18 protein-coding genes are annotated in these 20,726 nt (G+C 34.7%); 7 read left to right on the forward strand and 11 right to left on the reverse strand.

The window, feature by feature from the left end:
• Positions 1–252 precede the first annotated feature (252 nt).
• From GMB29_RS16890 to GMB29_RS16900, 3 genes are all read left to right on the forward strand, one after another.
• A complete protein-coding gene (locus GMB29_RS16890) occupies positions 253–1,539 on the forward strand; it encodes an NCS2 family permease (RefSeq protein ID WP_136351146.1) in 1,287 nt (428 codons plus the stop codon).
• A gap of 314 nt (positions 1,540–1,853) precedes the next feature.
• The gene (locus GMB29_RS16895) at positions 1,854–2,837 is read left to right on the forward strand and encodes a GGDEF domain-containing protein (RefSeq protein ID WP_136351147.1); all 984 of its coding nucleotides are present in this window, start codon (positions 1,854–1,856) and stop codon (positions 2,835–2,837) included.
• Positions 2,838–3,028: 191 nt separating this feature from the next.
• The gene (locus GMB29_RS16900) at positions 3,029–3,433 is read left to right on the forward strand and encodes a transporter (protein WP_136351148.1); all 405 of its coding nucleotides are present in this window, start codon (positions 3,029–3,031) and stop codon (positions 3,431–3,433) included.
• Positions 3,434–3,617: 184 nt separating this feature from the next.
• Here the strand turns inward: GMB29_RS16900 and GMB29_RS16905 are convergent, their stop codons facing one another.
• On the reverse strand, positions 3,618–3,794 hold the full coding sequence (locus tag GMB29_RS16905) for a hypothetical protein (protein WP_155443912.1): 177 nt from the start codon (positions 3,792–3,794) through the stop codon (positions 3,618–3,620).
• 232 nt (positions 3,795–4,026) lie between these two features.
• Here GMB29_RS16905 and GMB29_RS16910 point away from each other — a divergent pair, with 232 nt between their 5' ends.
• Positions 4,027–5,175 (forward strand): aminotransferase A, encoded by a 1,149-nt coding sequence (locus GMB29_RS16910; protein ID WP_136351149.1) that lies wholly within the window; start codon positions 4,027–4,029, stop codon positions 5,173–5,175.
• A gap of 140 nt (positions 5,176–5,315) precedes the next feature.
• On the opposite strand, the gene GMB29_RS16915 is transcribed toward GMB29_RS16910, so the two are convergent.
• The 5 genes from GMB29_RS16915 to GMB29_RS16930 form a co-directional block, all read right to left on the reverse strand.
• Positions 5,316–7,121, reverse strand: coding sequence for a PAS domain S-box protein (locus GMB29_RS16915; protein ID WP_136351150.1), 1,806 nt, complete (start codon positions 7,119–7,121; stop codon positions 5,316–5,318).
• 362 nt (positions 7,122–7,483) lie between these two features.
• Complete coding sequence (locus GMB29_RS27090) at positions 7,484–7,660, reverse strand: hypothetical protein (protein WP_168733741.1); 177 nt, start codon at positions 7,658–7,660, stop codon at positions 7,484–7,486.
• A 128-nt stretch (positions 7,661–7,788) separates the two neighbouring features.
• Positions 7,789–9,870, reverse strand: a complete 2,082-nt coding sequence (locus GMB29_RS16920) for a peptidoglycan D,D-transpeptidase FtsI family protein (RefSeq protein WP_136351151.1) — start codon at positions 9,868–9,870, stop codon at positions 7,789–7,791.
• Positions 9,871–10,155: 285 nt separating this feature from the next.
• Positions 10,156–11,025, reverse strand: a complete 870-nt coding sequence (locus GMB29_RS16925) for an NAD(P)-dependent oxidoreductase (RefSeq protein WP_136351152.1) — start codon at positions 11,023–11,025, stop codon at positions 10,156–10,158.
• Positions 11,026–11,083: 58 nt separating this feature from the next.
• Positions 11,084–11,869, reverse strand: coding sequence for an SDR family oxidoreductase (locus GMB29_RS16930; protein WP_136351153.1), 786 nt, complete (start codon positions 11,867–11,869; stop codon positions 11,084–11,086).
• Between the two features lie 124 nt (positions 11,870–11,993).
• On the opposite strand from GMB29_RS16930, the gene GMB29_RS16935 reads away from it, so the two are divergent.
• Positions 11,994–12,677, forward strand: coding sequence for a GNAT family N-acetyltransferase (locus tag GMB29_RS16935; RefSeq protein WP_136351154.1), 684 nt, complete (start codon positions 11,994–11,996; stop codon positions 12,675–12,677).
• 424 nt (positions 12,678–13,101) lie between these two features.
• A complete protein-coding gene (locus GMB29_RS16940) occupies positions 13,102–13,272 on the forward strand; it encodes a hypothetical protein (protein ID WP_155443913.1) in 171 nt (56 codons plus the stop codon).
• A gap of 470 nt (positions 13,273–13,742) precedes the next feature.
• On the opposite strand, the gene ptsP is transcribed toward GMB29_RS16940, so the two are convergent.
• The 4 genes from ptsP to glcT form a co-directional block, all read right to left on the reverse strand.
• A complete protein-coding gene (gene ptsP, locus GMB29_RS16945; protein ID WP_136351155.1) occupies positions 13,743–15,461 on the reverse strand; it encodes a phosphoenolpyruvate--protein phosphotransferase in 1,719 nt (572 codons plus the stop codon).
• Complete coding sequence (locus GMB29_RS16950; protein ID WP_136351156.1) at positions 15,461–15,727, reverse strand: phosphocarrier protein HPr; 267 nt, start codon at positions 15,725–15,727, stop codon at positions 15,461–15,463. Before GMB29_RS16950 ends, ptsP begins: the two co-directional genes overlap by 1 nt.
• Positions 15,728–15,824: 97 nt before the next feature.
• Complete coding sequence (ptsG, locus tag GMB29_RS16955) at positions 15,825–17,927, reverse strand: glucose-specific PTS transporter subunit IIBC (RefSeq protein ID WP_136351157.1); 2,103 nt, start codon at positions 17,925–17,927, stop codon at positions 15,825–15,827.
• A gap of 255 nt (positions 17,928–18,182) precedes the next feature.
• The gene (gene glcT / locus GMB29_RS16960) at positions 18,183–19,022 is read right to left on the reverse strand and encodes a glucose PTS transporter transcription antiterminator GlcT (RefSeq protein ID WP_136351158.1); all 840 of its coding nucleotides are present in this window, start codon (positions 19,020–19,022) and stop codon (positions 18,183–18,185) included.
• Positions 19,023–19,229: 207 nt separating this feature from the next.
• Here glcT and GMB29_RS16965 point away from each other — a divergent pair, with 207 nt between their 5' ends.
• Positions 19,230–19,610 carry a hypothetical protein gene (locus tag GMB29_RS16965; protein ID WP_136351159.1) on the forward strand — a complete coding sequence of 127 codons (381 nt, stop codon included), beginning with the start codon at positions 19,230–19,232 and terminating at the stop codon, positions 19,608–19,610.
• A 653-nt stretch (positions 19,611–20,263) separates the two neighbouring features.
• Here the strand turns inward: GMB29_RS16965 and GMB29_RS16970 are convergent.
• Positions 20,264–20,539 (reverse strand): hypothetical protein, encoded by a 276-nt coding sequence (locus GMB29_RS16970; protein WP_136351160.1) that lies wholly within the window; start codon positions 20,537–20,539, stop codon positions 20,264–20,266.
• Positions 20,540–20,726 lie beyond the last annotated feature (187 nt).

Below are 20,726 nucleotides of genomic sequence, written 5' to 3' on the forward strand. Positions count from 1 at the left end.
TTCACCACACCCTTTCTCTCTACACCTACTCATATATATGAAATGAAAGGTTGTCTCAAACATATAACACATAGTTCGTTTGTTTTTCATGCTTTGTATGATATAAGAAATTTTTGACATGATAATAAGTAATCACCGTTTCGTGTAGAAAAACAATGAAAAATTTTGTATCTCTTGATATAATCCTTTTGTAAATCGTTTCTAACGATTAAACGGGACGGGCTGAGGGGTTATACTTAAGGAAGGTAAACATTGAATACATTTTTTCGATTAAAAGACAACAAAACAACGATAAAGAAGGAACTTCTTGCAGGAACTGTTTCCTTTTTTACCATCGTATATATTGTAGTCGTTAATGCTTCAATATTAGCTGATGCTGGTATTTCTCTAGAAGCGGGTATTATTGCGACTGTGTTAACATCAATCGCGGGCTGCTTCATTATGGGGCTATACGGAAATACTCCGATTATCCTTGTACCAGGAATGGGAGTTAACGCATTATTTACTTATACGATTGTTCTTGGTATGGGTTTGACTTGGCAAGAAGGGTTAGCCGTTGTCTTTGTATCTGGATTATTATTTACAATCATTGCATTTACAAAACTTGCAACAATTATTTCAGAGTCCATACCACACTCTTTAAAGGAAGCTATTACTGTTGGAATTGGTCTTTTTCTAACATTTATTGGACTTCAAAAGGGCGGTATTGTCGTACTAAATGAAGAAACATACGTTGCATTGGGTGATTTTAGTCAACCCACTGTAATACTAACCTTTTTTACGTTACTTGTTACGATTGCGTTGTTCGCAAGGCAGATCCCTGGTAATTTCTTAATAAGTATCTTGTTTGGAACAGGATTAGCAGCAGTGTTTGGTCAACTATCATTTGATTCAGCTTCTCAGCCACAAGATTCATTTCTTGCTTATAAAGATGTTTTTGCAGCCATGTCATTTGACAATTTAGCGGATTTAACATTTTGGACAGCTACATTTTCATTAACGATGGTTATTGTCTTTGAGAATATTGGACTTGTATTTGGACAAGTTCATATGATTAATCGCCCAAAAGCATATAAACGGTCATTACAAGCAAATGCCCTATCAACGATAACATCTGGCTTATTCGGTTCAAGCCCTACAGTAAGCACAGTAGAAACTGCAGCTGGTATTGCAGCCGGCGGTCGAACTGGCCTAACTTCTATTACAACTGGTGTTTTGTTTTTAAGCTCATTATTATTTTTGCCGTTTATTAAAATCATTCCTGATAGTGCAATTGCTCCAATTTTAATATTAATTGGCAGCCTAATGATACAAAATATTCAACATATCGAATTAGACGATTTTAGTGAATGCTTTCCCGCATTTTTAATTATTGCATTAATTCCCTTTACTTACAGCATAGTAGATGGAATGGCGTTTGGGTTTATTATGTATCCCTTTTTAAAACTTGTCTTAAAAAGACAAAATGAAGTGAAAGCACCACTTTATTTTATAGCGGGTTTATTTCTACTAAATTTCATCTTTCATTCATTACATTAAATATGTTAGACAGATCAAAACATACATTGATCTGTCTTTTTCTATACTTCCATTTAACTCGCCTCAAATAGGTCCATTATCCCAAAAAATATGAAGAGGTCTTTATACAGATCATTGTACGATTTTAAGTAAATCACTTTCATAAAATATAAAATCACTTGCTATCATTAGCATTTTCAACGAAACAGTTTCTTTCAATTTTGATCATAATGTTAGATTTTTCATAAAATTTACATGATCTTTACAAATTTTTGCAGAACCATATAGTAAAATAGAATCAGATCTAAAGCTCGAATTAATAGGAGTCGTGAAAAATGTTAAACATAGGGGAGATTTCAGAAAAGGTACCCGTCGTTTCTTTAACGACTAAAAGTACAGATGTGAACTTACTTTTTGAAGATAATCCCGACCTTGAAGGAATACTTGTTTCTGAAAATGATAAACCAGTTGGATTAGTCATGCGGACACATTTTTACCGAAAAATTTCAACTAAATATGGGTTTGATATTTTTATGGGGAGACCGATAAATCTCGTCATGGATACAAAACCTTTAATTGTTGATGTTTCAGATCCGATTACTTCAGTTAGTTCACAGGCAATGGCCAGAGTCCAAAAGAATTTATATGATTATGTAGTCGTGACACAACACAGTCAATTGCATGGAATCGTTAGTATTAAAAATTTGCTTATTAAGCTCGCAGAATTCCAGGTAAATCAAGCAATGTATACAAATCCTTTATCTGGATTGCCAGGCAATGTGTTAATTGAGGAAAAAATGCTTAAATTTTTACAAGATGATTCTAAACCATACTCGTTATTATATTTAGATCTTGATCATTTTAAGGAATATAATGATTCTTACGGTTTCAAAAGAGGAGATTTACTAATAAAAGAAATTTCTAACATTCTTAGTAAATACGTTTTGCTAAATGATCATGAGGATTCTTTTGTTGGCCATATCGGCGGTGATGATTTTATCGCGATCTTACCACATTATCATTATGAACTTACTTGCAACTATATTATCCATGAGTACAAAAACAGAATCAAAGAATATTATGATGCTTCTGATTGGAATAACCAATTTGTCTATACAAAAGACAGAAGCGGACAATTTGGAAAAATTCCGCTTGTTACACTTTCAATAGCAGTGGTGACAAATGAATATAATCGATTTCATTCATTAGATGAAATAAGTAAGAAAGCAGCTAAGGTTAAAAAACAATGTAAATTAAAAGATGAAAGTTGTTTTATTGTTTATGAAAGTGAAAATAATATCAGTACAAATAAGAGTTAACAGCATTTTCGTAAAAATAAACAGAAAAGCGTTAATGAGCAGCTTCATTTCCTTATTGCTTGAAAATAACCTACATATGAAAAGTAACCGTTGCTCGAATAACATTCATTTAACACTTTATGGACGTTCACCTATTACTCTCCTCTCGCATATCGTAACCGTGAAGGTTTAAGTGAGAGGAGAGTAATTGCATGGATCCTTATTATCCATATTATCGTCAATTTCAAGTCCCTGGTTTCCCTCCATTTGGTGGTCAAGGAGGAATGCCGCCATTCGGCCCTCCTGGTTCTGGGCAAGGAGGCGGCTTTGGTGGAGGTCCTGGTCAAGCTGGTCCTCCATTTGGTCCACCCCCAAGCACAATTCCTCCTGAACAAAGTCAAGGACAATTTGGAGTTTTTGCTGTAGATCCAGGCGGAATTAGAGGTTGTCTCTACCGTTTTACATTCATTCGTTTAAATAATGGCCGGTCCTTTTGGTATTATCCAACATTTGTTGGAAGAAATTCAGTAGCAGGTTGGCGTTGGAGAAGAAACCAATTCCGTTGGGAGTATTTTGGTATTGACCTAGATCGAATTCGTTCTTTCAGCTGTAGATAATAGAAATGCAGAGTTTTAAAGGGGCCGACTTTTAGAATATGTCAGCCCCCCTTTTCAATATATAAATTTAAACAAAAAGAAGTTCACGTAAAAGTACATACAAAACAGTCCCTGCTTTGTTAGATGCTTTTATGTCAACTTCTTATTTTTCAAATATTGTTCATTTACCAATTGGTACAATCGACTAATTAGAGTGCTGTACAAGGAATTGGTGTCTTCTTTTAGCTTGTGAAAAAATGGCTTGAATTTCTTTTTTATAAAAATTCATGTGGGCTCGTGTCATGGCCATAAACATTTCCGTTTCTAATTTAGCTACGATTTCTAACTCTGATTCCGTTAGTAATGATTTTTCATTTTGCACCTTTTCCACTCCTTTACCTATTCATCAACTAGAATGATTCGTATACACTTGTTCGTTTATGTCGGTAGTTTTTGAATTTTTATCACTTTACCCCATTCTCACTGATAGTAAACATATCTTGCAATTAAGTCTGTAAAAAAATGATGACAACTACTGGTAAGATGGTAAAATAACATCTATAATCGATTTTCGTGTCAGAGATCTAGTTTTTACATACGGTAGGAGGAAGTTAATGGAACACTTAGTAAATTCAAAAGTAAAACAAATTGAACTTTCAGGCATTAGAAAGTTTTTTAATATGGTAGCTGATATTGAGGATGTTATATCCCTTACAATTGGACAACCTGACTTTGAAACACCTGAGCATGTAAAAAATGCTGGAATTGATGCTATACTTGCAAATTACACAACCTATACACATAATGCCGGGTTTTATGAGCTTAGGGAAGCAGCTTGTCATTTCGTAGAAAAGAAATACGGACTTACCTATTCTCCTAAAAATGAGGTCATCGTTACAGTTGGTGCAAGTCAGGCAATTGATTGTACGTTTAGGACCTTATTAGAAGAAGGCTGTGAAGTCATTATCCCAAGCCCGGTCTATCCTGGATATGAACCGCTTATTAAACTGGCAGGCGGAGATCCAATCTATGTGGATACAACAAACAATCAATTTAAGCTAACCGCAGATTTGATTGCCCCTTATATAAACGAGAATACGAGATGTATCGTTTTACCTTACCCTTCTAATCCTACAGGAGTTACATTATCTGAGGATGAATTAAAAGACATAGCAGAGTTAGTTAGAAATAAAAATATATTTGTACTTTCAGATGAAATTTACAGTGAATTAAATTATGGAAAACAACATCATTCCATTGCACGTTTTTTACGTGAACAAACAATTGTGATAAATGGGCTTTCTAAATCACATAGTATGACCGGTTGGAGAATTGGGTTGTTATTTGCTCCAGAATCAGTTACTAAGCATATATTAAAAGTTCATCAATACAATGTGTCATGTGCAACATCTATTGCCCAAAAAGCAGCATATGAAGCTCTTACATCAGGTATTGATGATGCTGACCAGATGAAAAAAGCGTATGAAGAACGGTTAGAATATGTTTATCATCGACTGGTGAAGATGGGATTTGAAGTTGTTAAACCTGATGGCGCTTTTTATTTGTTTCCTTCTATAAAAAAATTTAATCAATCATCATTCGATTTTGCTTTATCACTCGTTCGTCATGCTGGAGTTGCATTAGTCCCTGGGAGTGCGTTTTCCGAATTCGGAGAAGGTTATGTTCGACTTTCTTATGCCTATTCAATGGAACAATTAGTCGAAGCTATGGACAGGATCGAAAAATATTTAGAAAGCTTATAAAACGAGACCCCCATCAGCGGGGGTTTTTTTGCCCACTGATGTTAGCCAGACTTGTCTTAGTGGTACTTGAAATTTAATCTACTTTTAAATCTTTATTAAATTCTACTGCTTGTTTAATCTTGTGATAAACCTTTTCATGATTATTCACAAGGAAGGACAACTGTAAATGTACTACCTTCTCCAATCTTACTATCTACTGAAATGTTTCCATTGTGATCTTCAATGATTTTATAGGTAATCATTAACCCTAATCCATTCCCTTTTTCTTTCGTCGTTAAGAAAGGCTCGCCAATCCGTTTTAATAATTCTGTAGGTATACCTTCTCCTTCATCCTTAACCTTTATGGTTACGGCATTGTCTTCCCTTTTCGTATATACCTGTACTTTCCCCCCCTTAGGCATTGCATCAATCGCATTTTTCAATAAGTTAATAAATACTTGCTTAAGCTGGTTGGAATCACAATTAATCATAATATGATTATTTTTATGTATTTGCTCAATTGAAACACTATTCAAATTAGCCTGTGTTTCTAATAACAATGCAACATCCTGTAACAATGTTACTAAATTTGCCTTCTTAAAAATAGTTTCTTGAGGTTTTGCTAACATAAGAAGCTCACTTAGAATCATTTCAATTCGATTTAATTCTGAAAAGATAATATGAAAATATTGTTGATGATCCTTAAAATCCTTATGCATAATTTGTAAGAAGCCTTTTATTGCCGTTAAAGGATTTCGAATTTCATGGGCAATCCCTGCAGCAAGTTGTCCAGCAATTGATAGTTTTTCAGAACGGAGCATTAATTCTTCCGTTTTTTTACGGTCTGAAATATCACGTAAAATGATTTGTACTGCTTTCTCGCCAAAATAAGTAGATGGAATGCAGACCATTTCTGTATAGATTGTCTTATTCTTGGAAATTTCCCATGATTGATTCGTTACTTGTACCTCAGCATTACCAGTTAATATGCTTTTTAATATTTTTTTCATATGTTCGTGATCATCAGGGTGTAAATGGTCAAAAATGTTTTTCCCAAGCATTTCTGGATATGCTCCAGCTTCGAAGAGCCTTACCCCAGATTCATTCATAAATACCCATTTGTCCTCATGGATAACAGCTATTGTATCAATTGAATTATCAATTAATCGCTGATATCTTTCCCTGCTTCTTTGAAGAATTTTTTGAAAATTTCTCCTTGAAGATATATCTGTTAACACAATTAACTCTGACTTTTGACCTTTAAAATTCGTAAGATTAGATGTTAATTCAACATTTATCTCCGTTCCATCAAGTCTTCTCCATATTTGTTCAATAAGACCTACCTTTTCACCTTTATGCAACCTTTGGATTCTATTTTTCACAATGTCATGGAAAGCTTCATCGGTAAAATCCAAGGAAGATTTACCAATTAATTGATCTCTCGAGGATGCTCCAAGCAACTGCTGAAAAGCATTATTCACATAGCGTATCTTTCCGAAAGTAGAGATAAATATAGGGCTTGGTAAATCATTTAAGAAAATATCACCATCAATCATACCTATTGTAAAATCCTTTGATGCTTTATCACTATCATTTGGTCGATCAATGATGACCGAGTCAGTATGTTGTGCTGTCATTTTAAGGATAATTTCTTGTCGATCGATACTTATTGAACTATGGACATAATCAATTGTTGTTTCAAACCATATATACCTTCCTTTTTCGTTTAGAAACCGAAAAGTACATGGATGGAGATGGTGCTCATTAAAGAAATAACTTTCCATTAAAAATATATCTTCATTATGTATAAAGTCCCTTATATTTTTACCAATTAATTCATTATTCGGGTATCCTAATAGCTCTTCTATATTTGATGACACATATTGGATACGCCCATTTGCAGATATAACAGCATATACATCTACATCCTGCAGGACAGAATTAACAATTGAAGTATTCTTATCCATAGCTTTTCTTCCTTTCCTTACCTTTTCACTCGCCATCTAAAAATAGTAAAAAAGTATGATATAAAGAACACATGAAAGGTGATAAAGTATTACTCTTTATTATTCTATATAATATTCAATTTATTTCCTAAAAATCCTTTTTAGATCACTTAGATAACGAAAAAATATACGATTTTGGCTTTCATATTAAGTGTACGTCGTTATCGAATTTTGTCAATATAAGAGGAATAAAGTGCGTAAAATTTAGCTGCAGAAATTTATGGGATAATCTTCTACATGGGGACTAAGGGGTTGCTTGCAATCTGCAACCAATTCTTGCAGGTTACATTCAACAAAGTAAAAAGAGGCATATTGCCTCTTTTTCAGCCTTTGAACTTACCATTATTTTTAGGTGCTTTTTCTTTCTTTGCTTTATCTTTATGAACTTTATTAGCATTTGCACTTCCAAACTCATGACTAAACTCTGAGTCAATTACACTTGAATCAAAGCCTTTTTTATTCTTTTGCTGTGGATCATTTTTCTTTGTGCGTTTCGCCATTTCTTTCACTCCTCTAAATTACTTACATGATTATTTTGTGAAAAGAAAAGGGAATTATGTGTGGGATAATTTAAGAAAGAGGCCGCCATAGTTAGATGGAAGAGAATGAAACAAAAAAGAAGAGGAAATTACTCCTCTTCTTTCATATCTATTTCAGTCGTAGTAACATATTTCTTTTGCAGGTCTATATATGCCTTTACAATTCGATTAGCAATATGTTTATTAACCGCATCACCATCATTACTAGCCCAAGGGACAACAACACTAAAAGCAACCTCAGGATTTTCAGATGGGTAATAGCCCACGAAATTTAAGTTATTCGTATCTCTTCCCCAGTATTCTCTTTTAGGACCATAATAATGGGTTTGTGACGTACCCGTTTTACCAGCAACATCATAATTAATATATCTTGATGCTGTACCAGAAGTAACAACCTGCCTAAACCCTTGTTGAACTCGTTCAATTTCCTCTTGTGTATTATTAATTTTATTTAATACATTTGGTTCCTTGTCTACAACAATAGGACCCAGTTCAGCTTCCTCTACTGGCTGATGGATGCTTGTTACGATACGTGGTTGTACGCGTGAACCGCCATTTGCAATAACTGATGTATATTGTGCAAGTTGTAGTGGAGTGTATGTGTCAAATTGTCCAATTGCAATATCTAAAATCTTACCTGCAGTGTCTTGTTCACCAATCATACCTGCTGACTCTGATGGTAAATCAATTCCAGTTGGCACTCCTAAACCAAATTGAGCAAAATAATTTCTGAGCTTTTGATAATCTGCATTAGATATATCAAGAGGTCCATTTTTCACATACGTAACATCTGCGATTCTCATTGCAACATGGAACATATATACGTTTGATGAAAGTTTTAAGGCACTTAAATCATTCATTGTACCTAAATTTTTATAGGAACTCTTTGAAGGTGTACCTTTAAAATAAAGTGTTGTATCATAGTAAGATTGCCCAATTGGCATTCCATCCTGATACCCAGCAAGAACAGTCGCACCCTTAACAACCGAACCTGCTTCATACTGTGTAGCAAATGCTCCATAATCAAAGTCAAGCATTTCTCCTCTTCGATTTTCAGGATCAAGCATTTTACCAACCATCGCTAAAACATCACCTTGATAAGGATCCATCATAACAACAAATGCGCGATCCATTAAAAAGTGGCTGCCGCTAGCTTTACGCAATTCATCTTCGACAATTTCTTCCACTTTCATTTGTAGTTCCATATCAAATGATAGCTTTAGGTCATAACCTCTTTGCCCTTCATCAATAACCTTCTCTGACACAATGTTACCACTTTTATCTGAAATATATTCAACTTTGGCTTTGCGAGGGTTTAAATAATCCTCATATTGTTGTTCTAAGTAACTTTTCCCAACACGCTCGTTTCGAGCATAGCCTCTTGCAGAAAAATAATCTTCTCGATCTTGTGGAATCCCTTGCTCAGGTGTTGTAATTCCACCAAAAATCGTTTTTAAAGTCGTATCATATGGATACTTGCGTCCCCAATCGGTAATGACATCTACACCTGGAAGCATCTCTAAATGCTCAGCAACGGCCGAAACTTCATTTTCCGATAGGTCTGTTGATTTCACGACCTGTGGCTCATATTGATACCCTGAAGAAAATCGTTTAAAAATATATGCAAGCTCTAATTCTTGCGGATCTTTCTTCATGGCAGCTATTTCATCCTCTGGTACACGCTCTACTTGTAGTTTATACGTTTCAGATGGCTTTAAAGTTAATTCCTTTTCTTTAAGCAGGACCTTAGCTTCATCCGGATTTGAAGCTAACCAATAGTCCTTTAAATCCCGGTCTTTTAATTCTTCTTTTAAAAATTCTGTCTTATAACTAATAAATTCCGATAATTTTTTTGCAGTATCGATTTTGTCAGCCGTTTTTGTTGTTTTATCAACAGTGTATGTAATCGCTGGTACACTTTCATTGTCAACAACAACACGGTTGTATCGATCATACATTTTTCCTCGTGGAGCCGGGAGAGTTGCATAGTCTGATTCTGTTCGCGAAACTTCTTTTGAAAACTCTTCTCCTTGTACAATTTGTACGACACCCAATCGAACAATTAAGGCAACGAATAGTAGAAAAACAACAAAGAAGAATACATTTATTCGTACATACCTTGATTTCCTTAGTTTGCGCTGTTCTGAAGCATTTGCGCCTTGTTCTGTCACCGTCAATTCCTCCCCTATTTAGTTGGATTATTTATGATAAATTTTGTAGTTATGATCTTTTAGTCCACCCTTTATTTTACCACTAACATGTATAAAGAAATAGTATTGGTTTATGAAAATAATGTGAAATTATGATGGCAGATATTCCTTGAGTAGTGCTTAACGTAATTTCAGAAAAAGAATAAAGGAATGATCATGAAGCAGAGAAAAACGAAGGCAAAAATTAATGGCCTTCGTTTCTATTTTGAATGTAATATGGTACACATACTAATTTGGACGGTTGCATTAGTTTGTTTTCCATAACTTAACTAAAGCTTGTGTGCCGCTGTTTTCTTCACCTGTTTCAGCTAGCTGTTCATACAACTTATGTGCAAGCTCCAATCCTGGTGTCTGCAAATTCATATGGCTTGCTTCCTCTAAAGCGATTCCCATATCTTTAATAAAATGTTTTACAAAAAAACCTGGTTCAAAATCATCAGCAAGCATACGGGGAGCTAAGTTGCTTAATGACCAACTGCCAGCCGCACCTGTTGAAATACTTTTTAATACTGTCGTTGGATCTAAACCGGACTTCTGAGCATATGCCACTGCTTCACAAACACCAATCATACCAGAAGCAATGACAATTTGATTACACATTTTTGTATGCTGGCCTGCCCCGGCTTCCCCTTGATACACGATGTTTTGACCTATAACTCCAAAAAGTGGTAAGCATGCTTCAAATGCCTCTTTATCTCCACCAACCATTATTGCAAGCCGTGCTTCACGAGCCCCAATATCTCCGCCTGAAACTGGTGCATCTAAAGCGAAAATTTGTTTTTCATTTGCTTTTTCATAAATTTTCTTTGCTAATGATGGTTGTGATGTTGTCATGTCGATGACATATGTACCTTGCTTTGCTGTCTGTAAGATTCCTTCATCACCAAAATATACTTCTTCAACATCTTTTGGATAGCCAATCATTGTAATAATGATGTTACTTTCTATCGCAAGTTTACTGACTGAATCCTTCCAGTTTGCTCCCAATTGAATCAGCTCATCTGCTTTTTCCTTTGTTCTTGTATAGACATTTAAAGGATATCCAGCTTGAAGAATGTGCCTTGCCATACTATTTCCCATAACCCCAAGACCAATAAATCCAACTGTCTTTCTCATTTTACGTCTCCACCCTTTTTATTTTATCGTTCAAGTAAAAGTATTCAATAAACAACTGTTATATCGATTTCACCAAGCCTCCATCGATTAAAAAGGTTTGACCAGTCATATAGCTGTTAGCATCTGATAATAGAAAGCTCACATAGTTTGCAAACTCTTCCGGTTTTCCATATCGTCCTAATGGAATGTCCTTTTTCCTTAATTCTTGAATTTCTTCTTTTGAGATACCTTGTTTTTCTGCAATAAAAGAATCTAAATATTGCAATCGATCGGTAGCGATTCGACCAGGTGCGACCGTATTAATAAGAATATTATATGCTGCAAATTCGCTCGCAAGTGTTTTCGTTAAACCGACTATGCCAACTCGAAACGTATTTGATAAGATAAGCCCTGGAATTGGCTCCTTTACAGAAGAAGAAGCAATATTTACAATCTTCCCTCCGTTTTTTTTCATATGTGGTAATACTTCTCTGATGACTCTAATATAACTTAACAAATTCAACTCAAAAGCATGCTGCCAATCATCATCTGTCATTTCTTCAAATGTTCCTGCAGGAGGCCCACCAGCATTATTAACAAGTAAATCAATTGACCCAAATTCACTAATTGTCGCTTTGACAAGTGATTTAATTTCATTTTTATCTTTAATATTACAGGCTTTATAGGCGATTTTTCCAACGCTAGTTTGTTCAAGTTCAGTTTTTACATCTTGCAATTTCCCAGCTTCACGGCTAGAGATCATCACATTTACACCCTGTTGGGCAAGGTTTTTAGCTATTGCTTTTCCTAACCCTTGGCTAGATGCGATAACTAATGCATTTTTCCCTTTAAAACTTGAATTCACTTTTCTCCACCCCTTTTCTAAAAGATAAGCTTATTTTATCACGGCGATTCATTATCTTGTTAATTTGTGATTGAAAATTAGTAATAATTTGAAAATCAATTATATCTTTTAAGAGGTGTTTTATATGTATCGAAAGGAACTCTATTTATTTAATAATGGTATTCCTATAAAAACAATTTTCCGGCAGTATACAGAAAGAGATTTTGACCAATTAATAGCGATTCAGAAAGAGAGCTTTCCACCACCGTTTCCATCTAAGCTCTGGTGGAATACAGAGCAACTGCAAAATCATGTGAGTTTATTTCCTGAAGGAGCTATTTGTGCAGAAATAGAGGGTAAGATTGTTGGCTCCATGACAAGCTTAATCATAGATTATCATCCAAATGATTCAAAACATTCATGGGAAGAAGCAACAGATGATGGGTATATTCGAAGTCATCTACCAACTGGCAACTCCCTCTATGTCGTTGATATTTGTGTTGCACCTGCATATAGAAAGCTAGGCGTCGGAAAATGGTTAATGCAATCTATGTATGAGATCGTTGTATCTTTAAATTTAGATCGTTTAATAGGTGGCGGTAGAATTCCAGGCTATCATAAAGTGAGTAACAGTCTATCTGTTGATGATTATGTTCAAAATGTTTTAAGCGGCAAATTAAAAGATCCAGTTATGTCATTTTTATTACATTGTGGAAGGACCCCTGTTTGTCCTGTTGAGAATTACCTTGAAGATGAGGAGTCATGTCATTATGGCATATTGATGGAGTGGAAGAATCCTTTTAAGCAGAAAAATGAATGTTTACGTTAATAGTATAAAAATCGGCTAGTAATGAGAGGATTATTGCTAGTAATTTGTTCTTTTGGCGAGTGAAAAGTATGGACTAGTAGGAGGAACATGTTCGGTAATTAGAATGAAAGAAAAATCCCCATAACTATATTAACTCTAGAATGCTTAAATAAAAGACTTTCAATTAACCATCATTCTAAAATAATGATAAAAGAAGAGTTATCTAAAAGAACTGCTGGCCTGCGAGGAGAGGAATCAATGAATATCATTTAGAATTTATCAACCAAAAGTCATATTCAATCTTTCAAGATAAAAGGCATCTAGGAATTAATAATACTTATTTTCAAATTGACAACTTACTTTTCACTCAACGGTTTTCTAAAGAATTTGGTTTTCCAGATCCAATTTTACAAATCAAAAACAGCGCACTTAACTTAATTACTTGATGAAGAAAAATGATCTAAAAGAAATATCAATTGTTACATTCATTATTATTAGCCACCCTTCTACTATTATTACAACAGCCCCTGATAAACAAGAAGTTTACGAAATGGTTATTCATTCTGCTGCACTACCTAGTAAATTAGATACTGGATATAAACCAATCTTTTTTTAAAAAAATATAAAATACAACCTAATGATCTACTAAAATGTGTTAAATGCCCAAGATGCAAAATACTACCTATGGCGAAAATAATAGGTAGCTGGCTCTGTGGTAATTGTCAATATACATCGAAAAATGCTTTCTTCCAGCCCTCCTCGATTTCTATCTTCTTTTTGGATTAACGATTACCAATAAACAATGCAGGAATTTCCTTCATTTACATTCAAGATCAATTTCAACAAATTTACTCCGCTCACTAAATGTTGAAAAAAATGGTAATAATTGATTTGCATCATATGTATCGGATTTTGTTAAACTTGTAGACATGGTAAATAATCAGGAAAAATAATTCGAACATAAATGTAAGGTTCGTGCATTTTCCTTCATTCACCGTGAATTTACATCCTTTTTTCGTGCATAAAACCGCAATTTCTCCGTACAAAAAAACGGCAGGTATTATACCTGCCGTTCCATTGAATCAATTAAACTTGAAAAGTTTCTTTAACAAATGCTACAACTTCTTCGGTTGTGCTCATGTTTAAAACTGTTTCTTTTACGCTTTGTGCTTGTTCTTTAGAAAGAGCTTTAATTTGTGTACGTGCAGGTAGGATTGATGTTGCACTCATTGAGAATTCATCAAGTCCTAATCCAAGTAGTAATGGGATTGCGATTGGATCTCCTGCCATTTCTCCGCACATACCTGCCCATTTTCCTTCTTTATGCGCTGCTTCAATGACCATTGAAACAAGACGTAAAATTGCTGGGCTATATGGTTGATACAAGTAAGATACTCGCTCATTCATACGGTCTGCAGCCATTGTGTATTGGATCAAGTCATTTGTTCCGATACTAAAGAAGTCTACTTCTTTTGCAAAAAGATCTGCCATGACAGCTGTTGAGGGAATTTCAACCATAATGCCAATTTCGATTGAATCTGACACTTGGACTCCGTTTGCAACAAGCTTTTCTTTTTCTTCTAAAAGAATCGCTTTCGCTTCTCTAAATTCAGAAACAGTTGCAATCATTGGGAACATAATTTTTAAGTTACCATAGCTGCTTGCACGTAATAGCGCACGTAATTGAGTACGGAAAATATCTTGTTCTTCTAGACATAGGCGAATGGCTCTGAATCCAAGGAATGGGTTCATTTCTTTTGGTAGATTCAAATAAGGAAGTTCCTTATCTCCACCAATGTCTAATGTACGAACGACAACTGGTTTACCTTCCATTCTTTCAAGAACAGTTTTATAAGCATCGAATTGTTCATCTTCTGTAGGAAGTTGATCTCTTCCCATGTAAAGGAATTCTGTACGGTAAAGACCGACAGCTTCTCCTCCATTTTCTAATACACCTTTTACATCAGCAGGTGTACCGATGTTAGCAGCAAGCTCAACATGCACGCCATCTTTCGAAACAGTTGGCTCGTTAACAAGCTTTGCCCACTCTGCTTTTTGTGCTTCAAATTTCGCTTTTTTCTCTTCGTACTGTGCAATAACGTCTGATGATGGATCAATGATCACATCGCCATCAAGTCCATCTACAATGACCATTACGCCATTTTCAATACCAGCTGTTGCTGTTTTCGTTCCAACAACAGCAGGTATTTCCATTGAGCGGGCCATGATTGCGGAATGAGATGTACGACCGCCAATATCTGTTGTAAAACCTTTAACATATTGACGATTTAGTTGTGCCGTATCAGAAGGTGTTAAATCTTCTGCGATAATGATAACTTCTTCTGAAATTAAGCTTGGATTTGGAATTTGAACGCCTAGTAAGTGTGCGATAACACGTTTCGTTACATCACGGATATCAGCTGCACGTTCTTTCATGTATTCGTTGTCCATTGCTTCAAACATGGAAACAAACATGTCTGCTGTTTCCTTCATAGCAAACTCAGCATTAACACCTTCACTGCTTACTTTATCAATGACTGGATTAAGTAGCTCCGGATCACTTAATACGAGTAAATGTGCCGCGAAAATTTCTGCTTTATCTGCACCTAATTCACGATTTGCATGCTCTTTAATTGTTTCAAGCTCAGATTTAGATTGTTCGATCGCTTGTTGGAAGCGTTGTTTTTCAGCTTCTTTGTCTGTTATTTCTTTTTTTTCGATCTTAAGTTCAGGTTCCTCTAAACGGTACGCTTTTGCAATTGCTATACCCGCTGAAGCTCCTATCCCTTTTAGGATATTACTCATTATTCGCCTAACCCCTCATTTTTCAATGTTTCGGCAATAGCTGCTACTGCATCATCTGCATCAGATCCAGAAGCACTAACTTTAATTTGAGAACCTTGTGGAATTCCTAAAGACATAACACCCATGATTGATTTTAGGTTAACAGTTTTGCCGTTATATTCTAAGTTTACATCTGCGTCAAATTTGCTAGCTGTTTGAACTAATACTGTTGCTGGACGTGCGTGAATTCCTGTTTCTGCTGTTACTGTAAATGTTTTTTCTGCCATTTTTCATCAATCTCCTTTAAAATAAATCATAATTTTACAATACCCTATTGTAACAGTCTCACAAATCAAAAAACAAGTACAACAATTTTAAAAATCATTAATCTTCAATCGAAATAATGTTTTCAGCTTTTGCTGTTACATTGCCTTTTGATCGAATCTTGATCTTTTGACCTTCTTTTAAATTCGTGAAAACAATAGGTGTCATAACTGAAGGTGCATGTTGTTTCACATATTCAATATCAACTTCAAGTAGTTTTTGGCCTTGCTCTACAATGTCACCTTCTTGTACAAATGCCTTAAAGCCTTCACCTTTTAGGTTTACTGTATCAATACCAAAATGAATTAATATTTCTTTTCCGCCATCAGATTGAAGTCCAATAGCATGTTTTGTTGGGAATACGTTTAAGATTTTACCGTTAACTGGTGAAACAACAGTACCGTTTGTAGGTAAGATAGCAAATCCGTCACCCATCATTTTTCCTGAAAATACTTGGTCAGGAACTTCAGTTATTTCTTTCAATTCACCTGTTAATGGTGATACAAATGTTTCGTCAGCAACAGGATTTTTCAAACCATCTGCTACAACATCTTCCACTTGTTCTTGTACTTCTTGAGTTTGTGAATGTGTCTTTGTTGTTCTTGGTTTTTTCCCTGCCATCACATCTTGAATTTGAGTTTTCAAGTTATCTGATTTAGGACCAAAAATGGCTTGTATGTTGTTCCCTACTTCTAAAACTCCAGAAGCTCCAAGTTTTTTCAAGCGATTTTTATCAACTTCTTTTGCATCATTTACTGTTACACGTAAACGAGTAATACATGCATCAAGATGCTTAATATTTTCTTGACCACCAAGTGATTCTAAGATTTGAACAGGTAATTCTCCAGCTGTTGTAGCTGTTCCTTCATCACTTGTTTCAACTTCTGCTGTTTCACGACCTGGTGTTGCAAGATTCCATTTACGGATTGCAAAACGGAAACCGAAATAGTAGATAACAGCGAATACTAGCCCAACTGGGATAACTAACCACCAATTTGTTTGAGAGTTTAAAACTCCAAATAATAAGAAGTCAATTAATCCACCAGAGAAAGTCATACCAATTTTTACATCAAGTAAGTGCATTGTCATAAATGATAAACCTGCAAAAATCGCATGAATTCCGAATAGGACTGGTGCAACAAATAAGAAGGAGAATTCAAGCGGTTCTGTAATCCCTGTTAAGAAAGATGTCAATGCTGCAGAACCCATTAAACCTGCAACTACTTTTTTATTTTCTGGTTTTGCTTCATGATAAATTGCTAAAGCTGCAGCTGGTAAACCAAACATCATAAACGGGAATTTACCTGTCATGAATGTACCAGCAGTTAAATCTTGAACACCATCTTTTATCTGATTAAAGAAAATCGCTTGGTCACCGCGGATTGTATCACCTGCTTCGTTTACATACGATCCAAATTCAAACCAGAATGGTGAATAGAAAATATGATGCAACCCAAACGGAATAAGTGAGCGTTCAATGACACCAAAAATAAATGCTGCGATAGTTCTATTTGCATCTAACAAGTTTGTTGAAAATGCATTAAGACCAGTTTGAACTGGCGGCCAAACAAAGTACATGATAATCCCAAGCACAACAGCGGAAGCTGCAGTTGCGATTGGAACAAATCGTTTTCCTGCAAAGAATCCTAAGTACTGAGGCAATTCAATTGTAAAGAACTTATTATACATATAAGAAGCTAGAACACCAACGATTATTCCACCGAATACGCCAGTTTGCAATGTCGGAATTCCAAGAACATTCCCATATGCGGCACTATTAGCTTGTAGGAAATCAGTCAGTGCAGCTGCATCTGTCGGCATAACTCCTAAGCCTTTTAAAATACTACTCATCGTAATATTCATAATCAAATATCCGATTAATGCTGCAATTCCTGCAACACCATCACCATTTGATAATCCAATGGCCACCCCAACTGCGAATAAAACAGGCAGGTTTGCAAATACGATATTCCCGGCATTCTCCATTACACTTGCGATTAATACAACCCAATCACTTGTTAAAAACGGAGCGAGATTCGTAAGGGTTTCGTTCTGCAAAGCATTTCCTAATGCTAATAAAAGCCCTGCTGCCGGTAGTAAAGCGACCGGTAGCATAAGTGCACGTCCAATTTTCTGAAGGACGCCGAATGCATTTTTAAACATTTGATAACCTCCAAACTTCATTGTGTTTTAAAAAATGAAAAATGTAATCATTAAAATCACATTGGATTTAACCGTTTACAGCACACAACCAAATGATAACCAACAAATAAAAAAGACATGAATGAACAAAGGTTTATCTACTAAAAGGTATCTTTCCCTAAATTAGTAAATAAAAACACAATTTGTTCACTCATGCCTGATCGAATCAGTAACACGTGAAATAATATCGGTTACATTTATTTATTTATTTATTTTTTATTTATTTGTTAAACGGTATAAGTGCATTGTTAAATAAACAGCCTCTGCTTCATACACAGATTTTTTTAGTGTCTGCTGCATTACTTTTATCATTTTCCAAGCTGTATTGTAGCATATAGGGTATTCATTTTTCAACAAAAAAGATAATTTTTCTGGTTCAGCTACTGATTCTCCTGTGTTAACCCTTTCAATCGTATAGCGTAGATGTCTAATTAACCGTAAATAATTTACACTTTCCCTATCGATCTTTATGTTTAAAGATTCTTCAATTAGTTCAGTTAACTTACTGATTAGTTGTGAATATTGGTTAACCTCTGAAAGTGGCTTATTAGAAATAGAACTATGAATGTGCAATGCAATAAAGCCAACCTCACCTTCGGGCAAATGGACATTAAGACTTTTATTGAGTTTATCCACCACATCAGTCGCCAACTCAAATTCTAAAGGATAAAGTGATTTTGTTTCAATTAAAAATGGATTTTTTAAGTCCATCCCTTGTTGCAAACGCTTTAATGCAAATGTAATGTGATCCGTTAATGCGATGTGAATATGTTCGTTTAACGGCTTCTCAACTCGTTCTGATATATACTGAATGCTATCCTGAATGACATTTAGCATATGTTCATCAATATCGGTTAATAGCTTTTTATATTGTTCTTGCTCCTTTTGATTAGTTAAGACAAACATTTTTTCAAAGCCATTCTCTTGAATAATATCACCAGCTTTTTTTCCAAAGCCGATCCCTTTTCCAATTAAAACAACCTCTCCAAATGATTGATGTTGCGCAATTAAAACGTTATTATTTAGTGTTTTTAGTAATGTAAAGGACCCCTTCACCGAATCCACATCTCCTTTTTATTCAATCCTACATATCGTACAAGAGTATCGAAGAATCGTCAATGAATTTGTCGTTTTATGTAGAAATTTGAACAGAAAGGTAAACTCACTCGTAAAAAGGCATTGATAGGGAAAGCTAAAATAGAGGTGAATATAATGAAAAAATATTTAAATTGTTTTCTATTTCTTCTGTGTATGAGTTTATGTATGAATAATCAAACTATTTTAGCAGCAAATAATACAATAAAAGTTTTGGATATAGAAACAAATTCTGTCGTTAAAGAGGCAGAAGCATCAGAGGATATAGATAAAGAGGTCGAAAAAGCGATCAAATCTATTCAGCGTGTGACAGTACAAGCAAATCCAGTACCAAAAAAGGGCTACTTAATTAAGATTCCCTTAACAAAAGCTATAAAAGTAAAAAGCAAATGGTTTAACGATATTGTAAGTGAAGCCTTGCTTATCTACAATCCAGCCACAAAAAATAAAGGGATCATCATCTTATATACAGATGAAAATACACCATTGTTTTTCGATATTGACTATGACTTTTCCCCATTATTAAAGAAAATAAATAAAGAAAGTTAAAAATTTGACTACAAAATATTCGGTTTATCCGACATTTTCGTTTAAAGTACTTAAAAATTATGTATATTTTGTCTGCTATTTATTCATAATACTGAACGGATAAATAAATGGAGGTGAACATGATGGCAAAAAACAATGATAGTAAAGAACAACAATTACAAAATCAGCAAAACCAAGCAGCAGATACTGAATTCTCACAAGAGTTAATGAAAAAGCAAAAAAAGAATAAAAATAAATAACTTTTTTCTTATTAAGACGGTTTTATCCGTCTTTTTCTTTTTTAGATCCTGAATCATAATTCTCTTTATGATATAATATATGTATTAATGACCGTGGATGTTGCCACATCCACAGTCTGCAGTCAAAAGTGAATAAGCATAAAAAGTTTGTAGACCTCGCTCAGGTCTATTTTTTTTGTGAAAAAGCTAAAATAGTCAACATTAATGAAGCAAAACTAAACATAGCAATGAGGCTCTCATATATGGTCAACAAGCATCACCCCCTTTCAAAAGGGGCTTGTTTAATCCTTGACTGCATACTTATTGTACCATATATCTAGCTAAAATTCGAACATATGTTCCAATTTAGTTATTTCATCCTAAGTAAGGGTAAATATTCACACCTTTATCCTTGGTGGGACCAAACTCTTCTCTTTACTGGTTGATTCTTGTTATCGAAACATTTGTTTTTTTCATTCTCTCAAGTGTATTGTATGCAATTTTCACTTTTGCAACTGTTCCTTTTAGCGATTCTTCATGATGAGAATGTGGTGTTAAATAATAGACTGAAAAATCGTGTAATGCTCTTGCAAGCAATTCAACTGCTTTTTCATGTTCACTTATTTTTTTCCCTTTATGATCTGTAACAGAAATTCTGATTATATCCTCTGTTATCCCTTGAATAAGCTTAACTTTTTCTTGCTCAGTCATCCTTCATTCTCCCCCTTCAAAGATTAAACTAAAAGCTGTGAAAAAACACACCTCTGAAACTTAGCAAATAATCCTTTCTACCATCATACGTCTGTAAAATAAAAATATGGCAAAACTTTATTATAAAAAGCTTCATTACCTTGCTTGTCCTTTGACTTAAATGCTTGCAAAGGGTATAGAAACCACA

It is taken from the genome of Metabacillus sediminilitoris (assembly GCF_009720625.1).
Lineage (GTDB): Bacteria > Bacillota > Bacilli > Bacillales > Bacillaceae > Metabacillus > Metabacillus sediminilitoris.